The organism is Clostridium cochlearium (assembly GCF_900187165.1).
Lineage (GTDB): Bacteria > Bacillota > Clostridia > Clostridiales > Clostridiaceae > Clostridium_G > Clostridium_G cochlearium.
Map to the genome: position 1 here is coordinate 991,313 of NZ_LT906477.1, position 14,004 is coordinate 1,005,316.

At 26.8% G+C, this 14,004-nt stretch carries 17 protein-coding genes and 1 CRISPR repeat array; of the genes, 8 read left to right on the forward strand and 9 right to left on the reverse strand.

What is annotated here, in order from left to right; all coding sequences use genetic code 11:
• Positions 1–12: 12 nt before the first annotated feature.
• Both cas1b and cas2 read left to right on the forward strand, forming a co-directional pair.
• Positions 13–1,005 (forward strand): type I-B CRISPR-associated endonuclease Cas1b, encoded by a 993-nt coding sequence (gene cas1b / locus CKV72_RS04750; RefSeq protein WP_095177638.1) that lies wholly within the window; start codon positions 13–15, stop codon positions 1,003–1,005.
• A gap of 49 nt (positions 1,006–1,054) precedes the next feature.
• Positions 1,055–1,318: a CRISPR-associated endonuclease Cas2 gene (cas2, locus tag CKV72_RS04755; RefSeq protein ID WP_095177639.1), complete on the forward strand. Its 264-nt coding sequence runs from the start codon at positions 1,055–1,057 to the stop codon at positions 1,316–1,318.
• Positions 1,319–1,547: 229 nt separating this feature from the next.
• Positions 1,548–2,041: direct repeats of the CRISPR family, unit length 30 nt; unit sequence GTTTTTAGAATAACTATGAGGGATTGAAAC.
• A 246-nt stretch (positions 2,042–2,287) separates the two neighbouring features.
• Here the strand turns inward: cas2 and tnpC are convergent.
• The 6 genes from tnpC to CKV72_RS12265 form a co-directional block, all read right to left on the reverse strand.
• Entirely contained in the window at positions 2,288–3,169 is an 882-nt protein-coding gene (gene tnpC, locus CKV72_RS04760; protein ID WP_157726535.1) for an IS66 family transposase, read from the reverse strand.
• A gap of 4 nt (positions 3,170–3,173) precedes the next feature.
• A complete protein-coding gene (locus CKV72_RS04765) occupies positions 3,174–3,707 on the reverse strand; it encodes an IS66 family transposase zinc-finger binding domain-containing protein (protein ID WP_095177641.1) in 534 nt (177 codons plus the stop codon).
• A gap of 89 nt (positions 3,708–3,796) precedes the next feature.
• Entirely contained in the window at positions 3,797–4,147 is a 351-nt protein-coding gene (gene tnpB, locus CKV72_RS04770) for an IS66 family insertion sequence element accessory protein TnpB (RefSeq protein ID WP_095177365.1), read from the reverse strand.
• On the reverse strand, positions 4,141–4,473 hold the full coding sequence (tnpA, locus tag CKV72_RS04775; protein WP_095177364.1) for an IS66 family insertion sequence element accessory protein TnpA: 333 nt from the start codon (positions 4,471–4,473) through the stop codon (positions 4,141–4,143). The genes tnpB and tnpA overlap by 7 nt, the downstream gene beginning before the upstream one ends.
• 80 nt (positions 4,474–4,553) lie before the next feature.
• Entirely contained in the window at positions 4,554–4,745 is a 192-nt protein-coding gene (locus CKV72_RS04780) for a hypothetical protein (protein ID WP_242955745.1), read from the reverse strand.
• A 27-nt stretch (positions 4,746–4,772) separates the two neighbouring features.
• Positions 4,773–5,411: a helix-turn-helix domain-containing protein gene (locus CKV72_RS12265; protein ID WP_197696952.1), complete on the reverse strand. Its 639-nt coding sequence runs from the start codon at positions 5,409–5,411 to the stop codon at positions 4,773–4,775.
• Positions 5,412–5,620: 209 nt separating this feature from the next.
• Here CKV72_RS12265 and CKV72_RS04795 point away from each other — a divergent pair, with 209 nt between their 5' ends.
• The 4 genes from CKV72_RS04795 to CKV72_RS04810 all read left to right on the forward strand — a co-directional run bounded on the left by CKV72_RS04795 (position 5,621) and on the right by CKV72_RS04810 (position 9,585).
• On the forward strand, positions 5,621–5,830 hold the full coding sequence (locus CKV72_RS04795) for a helix-turn-helix transcriptional regulator (protein WP_078024877.1): 210 nt from the start codon (positions 5,621–5,623) through the stop codon (positions 5,828–5,830).
• 132 nt (positions 5,831–5,962) lie between these two features.
• Positions 5,963–6,640, forward strand: a complete 678-nt coding sequence (locus CKV72_RS04800; protein ID WP_095178364.1) for a glycerophosphodiester phosphodiesterase — start codon at positions 5,963–5,965, stop codon at positions 6,638–6,640.
• A gap of 315 nt (positions 6,641–6,955) precedes the next feature.
• The gene (locus CKV72_RS04805) at positions 6,956–9,118 is read left to right on the forward strand and encodes a YhgE/Pip domain-containing protein (protein ID WP_078024875.1); all 2,163 of its coding nucleotides are present in this window, start codon (positions 6,956–6,958) and stop codon (positions 9,116–9,118) included.
• 119 nt (positions 9,119–9,237) lie between these two features.
• Positions 9,238–9,585: a cupin domain-containing protein gene (locus CKV72_RS04810; RefSeq protein ID WP_078024874.1), complete on the forward strand. Its 348-nt coding sequence runs from the start codon at positions 9,238–9,240 to the stop codon at positions 9,583–9,585.
• A 220-nt stretch (positions 9,586–9,805) separates the two neighbouring features.
• Here the strand turns inward: CKV72_RS04810 and CKV72_RS04815 are convergent, their stop codons facing one another.
• From CKV72_RS04815 to CKV72_RS04825, 3 genes are all read right to left on the reverse strand, one after another.
• On the reverse strand, positions 9,806–10,276 hold the full coding sequence (locus CKV72_RS04815) for an alginate lyase (RefSeq protein ID WP_078024873.1): 471 nt from the start codon (positions 10,274–10,276) through the stop codon (positions 9,806–9,808).
• A 21-nt stretch (positions 10,277–10,297) separates the two neighbouring features.
• Positions 10,298–10,741 (reverse strand): cell wall hydrolase, encoded by a 444-nt coding sequence (locus CKV72_RS04820; RefSeq protein WP_078024872.1) that lies wholly within the window; start codon positions 10,739–10,741, stop codon positions 10,298–10,300.
• Positions 10,742–10,916: 175 nt separating this feature from the next.
• Entirely contained in the window at positions 10,917–11,597 is a 681-nt protein-coding gene (locus CKV72_RS04825) for a Crp/Fnr family transcriptional regulator (protein ID WP_078024871.1), read from the reverse strand.
• 104 nt (positions 11,598–11,701) lie between these two features.
• Between CKV72_RS04825 and CKV72_RS04830 the strand changes: the two genes are divergently transcribed.
• Positions 11,702–12,448, forward strand: a complete 747-nt coding sequence (locus tag CKV72_RS04830) for an ATP-binding protein (protein ID WP_078024870.1) — start codon at positions 11,702–11,704, stop codon at positions 12,446–12,448.
• 343 nt (positions 12,449–12,791) lie between these two features.
• Entirely contained in the window at positions 12,792–13,961 is a 1,170-nt protein-coding gene (locus CKV72_RS04835; RefSeq protein WP_420896639.1) for a nitrogenase component 1, read from the forward strand.
• Positions 13,962–14,004: the final 43 nt, after the last annotated feature.

Below are 14,004 nucleotides of genomic sequence, written 5' to 3' on the forward strand. Positions count from 1 at the left end.
GTGGTGGAAATAATGAAAAAAGATATTTATATTTTTAATGATGGAGATTTAAAAAGAAAGGATAATACTCTTTATTTTGAGAGTGATGGAAAGAAGAAATATATACCTGTAGAAGAAATAAATAATTTGTATGTTTTTAGTGAAATAACTCTTAATAAAAGATTTTTAGATTTTGCATCTCAAAAGGAAATATGCATACATTTTTTTAATTATTTTGGATATTATATGGGAACTTTTTATCCAAGAGAGCATTTAAATTCTGGTTATGTAATATTAAATCAAGCCAAATACTATTTAGATTATGATAAAAGATTGGATTTAGCTAAAAGAATTATAAATACAGCAATTTATAATATTATAGTAGTGTTAAGATATTATAAAAATAGGGGAATAGATTTAGAAGAAGAAATAAATAATATAGAGTATAAACAATATTCTATAGATACATTAGAAAGTATAGAAGAACTTATGGCGATTGAAGGAAATATTAGAGAAACATATTATAAAACCTTTGCAAAGATAATAAAAAATAAAGAATTTGAATTTACAGTAAGAAGTAGACGTCCACCACTTGATAAAATAAATGCTCTTATAAGTTTTGGAAATTCTTTAATGTATTCTACAGTTTTAGGGGAGATATATGAAACACATTTGGATCCAAGAATAGGATATTTACACTCTACAAATATGAGAAGATTTACTTTAAATTTGGACGTAGCAGAGATATTTAAACCTATAATTGTAGATAGAATAATATTTTCTCTTTTAAATAGGAAAGTAATAACAGAAAAAGATTTTGAAAAAAATTTTAATGGAATATTGCTAACAGATAAGGGGAAAATGAAATTTTTAAAGGAGTATAACGATAAACTTTATTCTACTATAAAGCATAGAAAATTAAATAAAAATGTGAGCTATAAAAGATTGATTAGAATGGAGTTATATAAAATACAAAAACATATAATAGAAGATGAACCCTATGAAGGTTTTGTAATGAATTGGTAAATTAAACATAGATAAATATAAGAAAATAGTTAGCATAAGGAGGACGCATATGTTTGCTATATTAGTTTACGATTTTGGTGAAAAAAGAGTGGGCAGAGCTTTAAAAACTTGTAGAAAATATTTAACTTGGGTTCAAAATTCTGTGTTTGAAGGTGAAATAAGTGATGCTAATTTAAAAAAGTTAGAAATGGAATTAGATAGAATTATGCATAGTAATGAAGATTCGGTAATTATATATAAGTTTAGAAGTACTAGATATACTACAAGAGAGGTTATAGGTCTTTCAAAAAATGAACAAGATATATTTTTATAGAAAATTTCGGAAACCATCGTTACTTGTTTTAATAATGATTATTGGATAAGAATTATTTACAAAGTCGTCGACCCCCAATCCTGTAAAAAACCCGGGAGGTCGACGACAATTTTTAATTGGCTCATAAGTATTGATGTTATTGATGTAAAGCAATATTTGTATATTTTTGTTTACACTTTGTTAATAATGGATAGTTTTAACAAAGTGTGTTATAATGCAGATGTAATTGGTTTTTAGAATAACTATGAGGGATTGAAACGAAAATTCACGAATAGTGTAAAAGATGCAGGTGGAATGTTTTTAGAATAACTATGAGGGATTGAAACCAGATTCGGCTGTTAGGTAGTCGCCTAACTGTTGATGTTTTTAGAATAACTATGAGGGATTGAAACAAAACTTGAAGAAACATTTTTCTTTTTGTCGCTGTGCTGTTTTTAGAATAACTATGAGGGATTGAAACTTAAATACATAATCTATTTTTTTGAATCTGTTTCTTGTTTTTAGAATAACTATGAGGGATTGAAACTTTAATGCATTAGTAGCCTCTGTAAAAGGTTTTCCCCGTTTTTAGAATAACTATGAGGGATTGAAACGAAGCTCCGCCAGATTTTGTGTATGTCGTTCCTTTGATTTTTAGAATAACTATGAGGGATTGAAACAAAAAATGAAGTATAAACGACCGTAGAGTTTTCTATTTTTAGAATAACTATGAGGGATTGAAACCATAATAAAAAACACCTTACTCCATACTATAGATTAAAAAATTACATATAGAGTAAGGTGTTTTTTAATAGAAAAATAAATGAACCGTCTCCTAGATTTTACTCTTGAAATACTCCCCAGGAGTTTAAGTTATTAGTACATCCTATCCAAATAGGAGTAAGCGTCAAAGTTTTAGCACCTTTAATAATTCCAAGAATAGTATTAAAATATCCTAGTAAGGCAAGAATATGCTTTACTAGGATTAATTTATTTTTTATCTTTAATTTTCATATTTTCAGGAATCTTATCATTCCAAGGCATAAGATTCTCTAAGCTTTCGCTATCGTATATATCTATCTTTGATAGATTATCAAATAGATAGACTAAGTACCTTTCTACAACTAAATTATTAGCCTTGGCAGTTTCAACAATACTATAAATATTGCTACTTGCAGTTGCACCCTTAGCAGTGTTAGCAAATAAGAAATTTTTTCTTCCTATAACGAAAGGCTTAATTGCTCTTTCCGCAGCATTATTATCAACTTCTAGAGAACCATCTAATAATACATTTTTTAATCCTGGTAAATGCTTTTTAGCATACTCAAGTGCCTTACCTAACGGACTTCTTGGAAGAGCATCTTTTATTTCTCTTTCAACATAATCAATAAAGTTATCTATAATTGGAGCTAGTTTCTCAGTTCTTATTTTAAATCTAATATCATAATAATTTTCATCATTTGAATAAGATTCTCTAAGTTCTTTTTCAAGTTTATAAATTTGCTCACAATAATTAAACCCTATTACTCCTCTAGAATTTTTTAGGGTTTCTTTATCTAAATCTACTATTATATTATGAAAGTATCTTCTTATATGAGCTAAGCAATATACCCTTGTAGCTCCGCTGACGGAATTGTATCCAGTATATCCATCCGTTTGGAGAAAACCTTTAAAATCTCCTAAGAAATTTTTAGGGCAAGAGCTTGATCTAGTGCTTTGGTAATCATATAAGATCACAGGCTTAGATTTGGTATTACTCATATATAACCACATGTACTTTTTAGATTTAGAATCTTTGCCATTATCATTAATTACTTTAAGAGTAGTTTCATCAGCATGAATGTAATTACGGCTAAGCAATTCTTTTTTCATATGGTTATATATTGGCTCTTTCGCATGTTTTACAAGCGTAGCTATAAATAACATGATCCTCAATTATTAATTTAGCAGGAATGTATTTAACAATCTCTTTTCTAGATTTAACTCCGATAGGAGTAAGCTTTTTACCACATTCTCTGCAGTTAAGATCCTCACCTTCTAATTTATGTTCAACAACAACTCTTTCCAAATTAGCTAAATTATCTTTCTTTCCAGTATAATTGCTTTTCTTAGCTCTTTTATATGTAATTTCCTCTAAAGTAGGTTCTTCTACCTTTGAATCACTATGTTTTTCAGCCTCGTTAAAAAAAGATAATTGATTAACATCTACTTGTTCACTGGATGCTCCAAATATCTTTCTATTTCTATTAGATATAACACCTTTTAAGAATTCTAATTCATTTTTAAGTTTTCTTATTTCTTCATCTTTTGAGCTTAATTCTTTATCTTTTTCATTAATTTCATTTTCCATTTTTTCAATTAATGCTTTTGTATTTTCATCAAGCTCATTAGTTAAAAATTCGTGACTCATAGTTACCCCTTTAGCTTTATTTGATATTTCTATTATACCACAAAACCCTTGAAATTACTATACTTCAAGGGTTCAAAGTTGATATTTTTTTAATAATAGTTACTTGCTTTTACAGGTTTAAATTTAGATTTTGTTCTTACTTCATAGCCTTTTAAAAGCCAACGTAATTCATCAATATTAATCTTTAATGCATCGGCAGCTGTCGCTGGCCATTTGAAGCGATTAGCTTCTAAACGGTGATAATATAGCCAAAAACCTTCGTCAAAGTGAAGAATTTTTAATTTATCCATTTTCTTGTTGCAAAAAACAAATAGTGCTTTATCAAAAGGATCTAACTTAAATTGGTTTTGCACTATCATAACTAAACCATCAATACTTTTTCTTAAATCCGTATAACCGCAGGCAAGATACACTTTTTCTACCTTATCTATATTTAACATTTTAGAATTAACTCCTTAATTATTGCTGTTATTAAAGTAGCTTCGCTAACAGGAATAAGGATATTAGCATTGCCTACATTAATTTTTACTTCTTTTAATGTAGATTTATTTTCTTTAGTATTATCAACTTTACTATTCAAAGAAATAGGCTGAAAAACAGGTTCTTTACTTTCAATTGCCTTTTCTACTCTTTTTTTATGGTAATAAAATTGACTCTTATTAAGGTTATTCTCAGCACAGAAATCTTTCACTGTTATTGTATCTTTAACAGAGTTAAATTTATTTAAATATTCCTCCCAAGCATCATTATCTAATTTTTTATACATAAGTAAACCTCCCATTGATAATCTTTTACTTAAGTTTATCAATGAGAGGGTATGTTTTCTAGGTACTTAATTTTTGACGCTTACCTAATAAGGACTATTTCATTACCAAAATAATTTCTATTATATAAAGATTCATTTCCTTTTAATAGAATATTATTTGGCTCTAATTTAATTAGTTTTATTTCTAGATAATCATATAATTCGTAAATGTCATTTGTATCATATGTATCTATAAGACCTTCTAAGATGTTATCTAACCAATTTAAATACATATTTATCCCCACCCATATCAAATAAAATTATTTATTATATTTAGGACCCAACATTTTTAATAAATTCAATAATTCATTAGCAAATTCCACAACCTCTTCATCAGTCATTTTGTTTACATCAAATCCTCCAAAGCCCATAATGGCAGGTTGCTTCAATATAAATTGCATAGCTGCTTGTGCAGTAGTAAATTCTCCTGTTTCAAATAGTTCAACTTCTTCTTTAAGATTTGGATATTTTTTATCAAATTTACTCCAGTCATATATAGTTGGCTCTTGGCTATGCAAAGCATTTAATAATTCAATTGGTTCTATGTTTAAGGCATTAGCTATTACTTGTATTTTTTCATAATCTCCTTCATCTGGGATTATATCATCTAGATTATCAAAAAATGTTATCGAAATTTTTGTCTTATCTGATAATTCCTTAAAAGTCATATTTAATTCTTTTAACTTATCTTCAATTAGTGCTTTCGCTGATTTTCTTGTTAAGCAATTCAAAGGTACTTCTAAAGCAGCTGCTATTTTTTCTAAAGTTGTTACAGTTGGATTAGTTTTGCCATTTTCAATATCACTCAACGTGCTCTTAGAAATGTTTGCTTTTTCAGCCAAAGCTCGTAGGCTGAGTTTTTTTTCTTTTCTTAATTTTTGTAAATTTTCACCTATCATTTTTAATTCCTCCTTTATACGTTCGATTTACCATACCTATATTATAACATTATGTCCGATAAAGTAAACTAGAAAATTGAAGGAAATTAAAGAAAACGTTCGATATAATGACCTATTTTTCCACAATGTCCGATAAATAAGTACAAGCTAGTTTGAGTTTGTCCGAAAAAATGGTACAATTTGATTGTGGAAGTGAGGTGAAGTAAAAAATGCAAAATAATATTAGAAAAATTGTACAGAATAAAAATTTAAAAATTACTGATTTAATAAATGAAACTAAATTATCTAAAAGTTATTTTTATGATGTTATGAACGGAAATAGTGTACCAACCTTAAGTGTAGCTAGAAAGATTGCGGAAGTTATTAAAGAACCACTTGATGAAGTATTTCCTAATGATGATCTAAAAGAGAGTGATTAGGTTAACTAATAAAGAATTTAATAGGTCAACTTAAAATTATACATGAATAAAAGAAAAGGGAAATGGCGATAAGTATTATATGTGCTTAGAACTATAAATTTAGGGGCTAGTGCTTATGCTCCAGAGAACACTATGTCTGCTTTTAAAAAAGCTATAGATATGAATGCAGATGGAATAGAATTAGATGTACATTTATCTAAAGATGGACATATTGTAATAATTCATGATGAAAAGGTAGATAGAACTATAAATGGAAAAGGTGAAGTAAAAAATTTTACGTTAGATGAATTGAAAAAGTTAGATGCAGGCTTTTGGTTTAGTGATGAATATAAAGGTGAAAAAATACCTACTTTGGAAGAAGTTTTAAACTTAATAAATAATACAGATATATATCTAAATATAGAAATAAAGGCAGGTTACAGATTTTATCCTAATATAGAAGAAAAAGTTATAGATATGGTAAAAAAATATAAAATGTTAGATAGGGTTATAATATCTTCTTTTGATCATTATTCTTTAGTGAGAGTTAAAGAAATAAATTCAAATATTAAAACAGGAATGCTTTATGAAGCTGCTTTATATGAACCGTGGGATTATGCTAGGTCCATAAAAGTAGAGGCACTTCATCCTAATTATATTACCCTTACAAAGGAATTTATAGATAAAGCTAGTATTAATAATTTAGAAGTAAATCCTTATACAGTAAATGATGAAACTGATATGGAAGCATTGATTAAAAGCAAGGTAACTAGTGTTATTACCAATTATCCTGATAAAGCTTATAAGATTATTTCAAATTTAACTTTATAATAGGGTAAAATTTAAATTTAGTTAAGTATTAAAGATTAAAATTATTAATATATATTTATGGTAAATTAAAGTATATATCTAGTTAAAATGAAAATATCAAAAAAAGATAAGCTTAAGATTTTAATAGCATTAATCATTAATAATGTTATTAAAATCTTAAGCTTTATTGTTTTGTTTAGAAAAATTAAATAAATAATATAATAAAATATATTAAAAATTAGGTATTTAAAGTTGTAAATATAGAAATACTAAAGTTTATAAGAGAATTTTTTACTGTAATATGTTTTTCTACAAAGGGTGAAAAGAGGTAATTTTGTGAAGAATATTTTCAGAATTTATAAAAGAGATATAAAAAATATAATAACAAATTGGGTAGCTATTGTTGTAATGCTAGGGCTTATGATATTGCCTTCTTTATATGCTTGGTTTAACATAAAATCTTCTTGGGATCCATATTCTAATACAAAATCTATATCTGTAGCTGTAGTAAATAAAGATAAACCTGCTTTTTTTAAAGAAGAAAGTATTAATGTGGGGAAAGAACTTGTAAATAAATTAAAAATGAATAAAAACATTGGATGGAAATTTGTTGATGAAAAAGAAGCAGAAAGAGGAGTGAAACATGGAAAGTATTATGCTAGTATAGTGATTCCAGAAGACTTTTCTTATAAAATTTTATCTATAACTAGAGATAAACAAGAAAAACCTGTATTGATTTATTCTGTAAATGAAAAAATTAATGCAGTAGCACCAAAAATAACAAGTACCGGTGTTACAACAGTGCAAAGTGAAATTACAAAGACATTTGTAAGAACAGTAAATGGTATTATATTTGAAATATTCAATAATTTAGGAATAGAATTAGAAAAGGGAAAACCAAAACTTAAAGATTTAATGAATATGATTTTTTATGTTAATGATAAAATACCTGAAATAAATTCTTCTATAGATAAGTTAGAAAAAGGTGCTATAACATTAGAAGAATTTATAGAAAAAATAAATAAGGATATTCCTTTAATAAAAGATACTATAAATAGAGCGCTAATTGCAGGAGATAAAACTAAGGTATTTTTATCAAAATCTAAAGAAGGAATAAACAATGTAGCTCCTTATATAAAACAGGATCTAATTATAGCTAAAAAAATAAATAATACATCAGAAATTTTAATAGAAGAAGGATTAGGATTAATTGAAAAAAACTCTTCTAAAGCTAAAGAAAATTTAGTATTAGCAAAGGATAAGTTAAATAACGTGAAAGAAATTTTAAATAGTATATTAGAGTTAGTTGAAATTATAAATAAAGATAAAAATAATATTGTAATGAATGATTTTGAAAACAAGATTAAAGCTATGAAAGAAAGAACAAATAATAAAATAGATAACATAAATAGTATAATATCTTCCTTAGATAAAGGTGAAGAAGTATCTTTAGAGACGTTAAATAGATTAAAAGATAAATCTAATGAAATAGATGCTATATTAGAAAAAATTATAGATGATTTTAATCCCAAAATAGTACCGGCTATAAATAATGTTCTTAATGATTTAATAGTTACAGCAGACAATACAATACAATTATTAAAAAATGCCAATGAAAATTTACCACAAGCAACAGAATTATTAGAAAATGGTTATACAGGAGCAGAAAAAGGTATAAGAGGAATAAAAATTCTTAAATCCAATTTACCGTCTATAGAAAAGTCCATAAAGGAATTAACTAATAGACTCAAAACTTTAGACAATGATGAAAGATTAAATGAAATAATAAAATTAATGAAAAATGATTCTAGAATGGAAAGTGATTTTATATCTAATCCTATAAAAATAAAAGAAAATAGAATTTATCCTATTCCTAATTATGGATCAGCAATGACACCTTTTTTTACAACTTTATCACTTTGGGTAGGAGCATTAATTTTAGTTTCTATACTTTCAGTAGAGGTAAAAGATATAAAAGGAGTAAAGAAATTAAAAGTACATGAAAAATATTTTGGTAGATATTTTACATTTATGACTATAGCTATATTTCAAGCTTTGATAGTTAGTTTGGGAGATATATATTTATTAAAAGTATATGTTTCAAATAAACCCATATTTATTTTATTTTCAATATTTATAAGTATAGTGTTTTCTATGATAATATACACATTAGTATCTGTATTTGGAAATATAGGAAAGGCGTTAGGAGTAATACTTTTAGTACTTCAGATATCTGCTTCAGGAGGAACATTTCCAATAGAAGTTACATCACCATTTTTTCAAAATATAAATCCACTATTACCTTTTACTTATGCTATATCAGGTATGAGAGAAGCGGTAGGAGGAGCTATAGAAGCTATACTTTTAAGAGACATAGTAGTATTATTAATTTATTTTACTTTATCGATTTTATTGGCTTTATTATTAAAGAAAAAATTAGATAAAATAAATAAAAATTTTGTAAAAAAATTTAAGGAAAGTGGAGTAGTAGGAGAATAAATAATTTAATAAGTAACATTGGTTACAGAATTTTTAGTTGGAAAATATTATTATATAAATATAGAAAATTACTTTTTAAAGAATATGTTTTATAAAACATTAAAAGGAGGTTTTATTATATGATAAAAAAAACATTAATAAAAAATATAGATTTTGCAAAACCAATAGAAATGGAATCTTTAGTAAATTATGAAGAAGGAAGAGTAGTAAGTAGGACTTTAGCACAAGGAAAACCACTGAGTGTAACTTTATTTGCTTTTGATAAAGGGGAAGAAATAAGTTCTCATTCAGCTTCAGGAGATGCTATGGTATATATTTTAGACGGAGAAGCAGAAATAACTATAGGAGAAGAAAAATTTAATGTTAAAAAAGGTGAAACTATAGTAATGCCTGCAAATGTACCTCATGCATTATTAGCTACAGAAAGATTTAAAATGCTATTAACAGTAGTTTTTAGTTTACAATAGCTTTTTAGCACATATTTCAATTCTTATAAAAGACTAGCATAGTATAAATTAAAATGAATGTAGATAAAATATATATTTTAAATTTGTAAATTATAAGTTTTTATAAACTATATTAAATTAAAAAGCTATGAAATATTAAGTGCATTTACTATACTAATATTTCATAGCTATTTATTTTATGATAAGTAAAAATTTTTTTATTTATTGTTTAGTGTAAGATTTAGTCAAATATTCTTACAAACTTTATGGAGTACATATCTGCCATGACTAAGTCATTAGTATCTACTTCTCTTATTAAAACGTAGCTTATGCCAACATCTAATAGGATACCTTCTCTATCCATTAACATATTAGTGCCTATTAAAAATTCTATTTTTACTTTTTTACCTATTTGATTTCTTAAAAAACCTTGAGTGTATAAATTATCATTTTCTACAGAAGGTACAGTATTAGGTTGATTAGTACCTGTAGGCGATGCATTAACAGTATATATAGCATTATCACATCCATTAGGTATGTTGCAGCTTCTATTCATATTGTCATAGTCTATGTTATCTGTACAAGAATTCATATTATTCATATGTGGATCATACATTGGGAAATTACCCCAAGTCATGTAAGGCATAGGTCTCATATTCATGTTATCGCCACCGGTATTATTTTCTAAATAAGAATAATCATCAATAAACATAAAATTCCTCCTAATTATTAATTAAGTTTGTGCATATAACTCAGTTGGGTTGTAAAAGCAATGCTGATTAACTTTAACTTGAAAAATACCCACTCCATTTGATGGGAAAGTAGTAGGGCATTTTGGACGGTAAGGGTTAAAATACCAAAGGGAATATCCTATATTATATAGTCTATTACCAGATAATGCCCAATCAGCTATATCATAATGTATTTGTTCTGGCGGATTAGCCCAAATAGTTTGTGGATTAGGGACACCTTTTAGTACATCTCTAACACAATCAAATTGACCAGTTTGGTAAATGATGTTTCTTATATTTCCTTGACCAATCCTGTGATATTCACCATAAGGTACTCTAACTCTATTCATAATTACAGTAGCTACAGCCTTCATTCCATCATCACCTTCGCCGCCAGCTTCACATTTTATGATTCTAGCTAATAATTCCCTATCGGAATATGCCATAAGAATACACCTCATAAAAAGTCATTACAATATTAATTTATTCATATTATAAAAAAAAGTACTAAATATTCAAACTTTTATTAAAAATTCATAATATGAATTTATTATTATTTTTATATAAAGCTTTATATAAAAAATACTTGTATTGAGATAAATTTATTATGGTATGATTTATTTAATATAAAATCTCTTCTAAAGCTTCTAAATCTTTTATAGTTATTATATTTTTTTCAAAATCTATTAAATCATCATTTTTCATGTTAATAAGTTCTCTAGAGAGAGAAGGCCTTGGAATACCAAAAATTTCAGCTAAGGCTTTTCTGGAAACATTTAGCCTTATAGTCAAACTATTTTGATTTGTATACTGTTCCAATAAAAAACTAGAAATTTTTTGCCTAATAGTTTCATAAGATAAATTTCTAACTTTTTTGTTTAACATCAATATCTTATTGGATAACAGCCCCATTAAGTTATTTAAAATTAAAGGATCTAAACTACAAAGTTTAATAATGTCTTCTTTTGATATAAACATAATTTTACTATTAGAAGTAGAGAGTATAGTAGAAGGATACTTATTCATGGAAGAAAACACAATAACTTCACCAAAAATATCTCCTTTAACTAGGCTTGTAATTGTTACAGTTTTTCCTGAAGAAAATAGTTTTTGTATTTCTATAATACCGTCTAATACAATACCTATATTAGAACAGTAATCACCTTCTATAGCTATTACTTCATCTTTTTTATAATCTTTTACTTTATAATTTATATTCTTAATAATTTTTTCTATGCATTTTTCTTCAAAGTTTCTGAATAATATACATTTACTTAAAGTAAAAAATACATTATTGTTCATAAAAATAAACCTCCTTAGATTTTATAGTGGTAACATTGGTTACAGAATTATTTACATAATAGTACTATAATAAGTATAGAAAATCAATGAGGGGGAATATGAAGATGATTAGAAAAATAGTTGATATAGATAAAGAAAAATGTAATGGATGTGGATTATGTGTGTCAGCTTGTCATGAAGGAGCTATAGAACTAATAGAGGGTAAGGCAGTTTTAATTAGTGATGAATACTGTGATGGATTAGGAGATTGCCTTCCAGAATGTCCTACAGGAGCAATAAAAATAATAGAAAGAGAAGCTGCTGAATATAATGAAGAATTAGTACAAAAGAAAATGAATATGAAAGATTCATTAGAAAAAAATAATAAAGATAAAATGCCTTGTGGGTGTCCAGGAACTATGGCGAGATCTATTAAGAGACCAATAAAAAATGTTAATTTAAATATAGAAAAAGAAGATGATAAAAGTCATAGAAAAATAACTATGGGTTCAGAATTACAACAATGGCCTGTGCAAATAAAATTAATTAATACAAGAGCACCATATCTTCAAGATGCAGATTTATTAATAGCGGGAGATTGTACTGCATATGCTTATGGGGATTTCCATAATAAATTTATAAAGAACCGTATAACATTAATAGGGTGCCCGAAATTGGATGATAATGAATATTATAAAGAAAAAATAGCAGAAATATTGAAAAACAATAACATAAAAAGTATAACTGTAGCAAGAATGGAAGTGCCTTGTTGTGGTGGTATAGTAAATGCAGTCAAACAAGCTATGTTAAAGTCAGAGACTATAGTACCTTTTAATGAAGTAATAATAAGTACAGATGGAAGAATAAAATAAGGAAATTACGACCTAAAAGGGGTTATAGTATCCTTGGTTTAAAAAAGGGATATGTGGTTACAAAGGCAAATCACTTCAATAAGGGATTCTAAGTTATTTTTGTTTAAAATATATGGTTCCAAATTAAACTTAATGAACGCTCGAACAATAATTTGGAACATACATATATTTTGTCAAAATAACTTAGAATCTCTAATTTTGTTCAAATGCTTTTTACACCACATATCCCTATTTTTTAAACCAAGGAAAGCTAGTGTAACTCCTTAAAGAAAATTTCCTTTTAGTAAAAGAGGGGACGGTTATACTAAATGGACCTACAGGTTGTAAATTATATCATAGTGCTATTTCAGATGAACAGCTTCCAACCCAACTGTCTTTTGATCCACTAAATTATCCGGAAGAGTTTTATTTTGGACAGCCAAGGGTTCCTTGTACTTATCTTGATGGATATGATTATGTTTATGGTTCTCAGAATAAATTGATAAAATTATTAAGGGAGATTAAAGGTAAGGGATGTAAACTTTTAGCGGTAATAAACTCACCTGGAGCAGCTTTAATTGGAGATGATTTGGATAGATTAATTAAGGAAGAGATGGGAGATTGTTTGTATTTTTCTATGGAAAGTACAGGTTTTTCAGGTACTTTTAACGAGGGATTTCAAAATGCTATTATTAATGTATTGTCAATACTTTTAAAAAATAGAAATGAGGTTACACCTAAAAGTGTAAATTTAATAGGTATTTCAATATATGATAAATATTTCCAAGGAAATATAAAGGAAATAAAGAGACTTTTAAAGCTTTGTAATATAAAAACTATATCAACTATTTGTGCAGGGGAGAGCATTGAAAATATTAAAGATGCTTTAAAGGCAGAATATAATGTGGTTTTATATCCTGAATATGGTCTAAAAATAGCTAAATGGATGGAGGAAAACTTTAATATACCTTACATGATTTTAGATGAAGGTGTGCCTATAGGATTTGAGGCTACTGAAAATTTTGTATATAATGTATGTTATAAGTTAAATGGAGATAATACTTTGTTTAAAGAGGAATTAGAAAGGGCAAAGGCAAGAAGTTATATTTATATATCTAGGTTTAATTCTTTAACAGGATTGCCAAAAGGATGCACTTTTTCTATAAAAGGAGAGACTTCCACTGCTTATGCTTTAGCTAAATGGCTATACAGTTATTTAGGAATGATACCCTTGTCCATTGAAATACCAGAGGGAAAGGGCATATTTTATGAAAAACTTTATAATTCTTTAGATAATATAGGTTATAAAAGGGCTTTAACAACATCTATTTATGAGAATACAGCACATATAGTATTTGGAGATGGAAATACTATATTACAACTTCGCGCAAAGGGAAAAAAATTCACAGGGGTAGAGATAAGCCTTCCAACTTTAGGATATATTAATGTTATACCTAAATCTATTTTTGGTATAAAGGGGTCTCTTATGATAGTGGAACAAATATTAAATAGTTTAAGTTTTATGGATGTTTAAATTTCAATATATAAGTTAGCATTAGTTTAAGTTACAAGATCCT

Excerpts from the sequence above, each read along its gene's own strand:
- cas1b (WP_095177638.1), top strand. The coding sequence starts at position 13 with ATGAAAAAAGATATTTATATTTTTAATGATGGAGATTTAAAAAGAAAG.
- cas2 (WP_095177639.1), top strand. The coding sequence starts at position 1,055 with ATGTTTGCTATATTAGTTTACGATTTTGGTGAAAAAAGAGTGGGCAGA.
- tnpC (WP_157726535.1), bottom strand. The coding sequence starts at position 3,169 with ATGAAAAAAGAATTGCTTAGCCGTAATTACATTCATGCTGATGAAACT.
- CKV72_RS04765 (WP_095177641.1), bottom strand. The coding sequence starts at position 3,707 with ATGAGTCACGAATTTTTAACTAATGAGCTTGATGAAAATACAAAAGCA.
- tnpB (WP_095177365.1), bottom strand. The coding sequence starts at position 4,147 with ATGTTAAATATAGATAAGGTAGAAAAAGTGTATCTTGCCTGCGGTTAT.
- tnpA (WP_095177364.1), bottom strand. The coding sequence starts at position 4,473 with ATGTATAAAAAATTAGATAATGATGCTTGGGAGGAATATTTAAATAAA.
- CKV72_RS04780 (WP_242955745.1), bottom strand. The coding sequence starts at position 4,745 with ATGTATTTAAATTGGTTAGATAACATCTTAGAAGGTCTTATAGATACA.
- CKV72_RS12265 (WP_197696952.1), bottom strand. The coding sequence starts at position 5,411 with ATGATAGGTGAAAATTTACAAAAATTAAGAAAAGAAAAAAAACTCAGC.
- CKV72_RS04795 (WP_078024877.1), top strand. The coding sequence starts at position 5,621 with ATGCAAAATAATATTAGAAAAATTGTACAGAATAAAAATTTAAAAATT.
- CKV72_RS04800 (WP_095178364.1), top strand. The coding sequence starts at position 5,963 with ATGTCTGCTTTTAAAAAAGCTATAGATATGAATGCAGATGGAATAGAA.
- CKV72_RS04810 (WP_078024874.1), top strand. The coding sequence starts at position 9,238 with ATGATAAAAAAAACATTAATAAAAAATATAGATTTTGCAAAACCAATA.
- CKV72_RS04815 (WP_078024873.1), bottom strand. The coding sequence starts at position 10,276 with ATGTTTATTGATGATTATTCTTATTTAGAAAATAATACCGGTGGCGAT.
- CKV72_RS04820 (WP_078024872.1), bottom strand. The coding sequence starts at position 10,741 with ATGGCATATTCCGATAGGGAATTATTAGCTAGAATCATAAAATGTGAA.
- CKV72_RS04825 (WP_078024871.1), bottom strand. The coding sequence starts at position 11,597 with ATGAACAATAATGTATTTTTTACTTTAAGTAAATGTATATTATTCAGA.
- CKV72_RS04830 (WP_078024870.1), top strand. The coding sequence starts at position 11,702 with ATGATTAGAAAAATAGTTGATATAGATAAAGAAAAATGTAATGGATGT.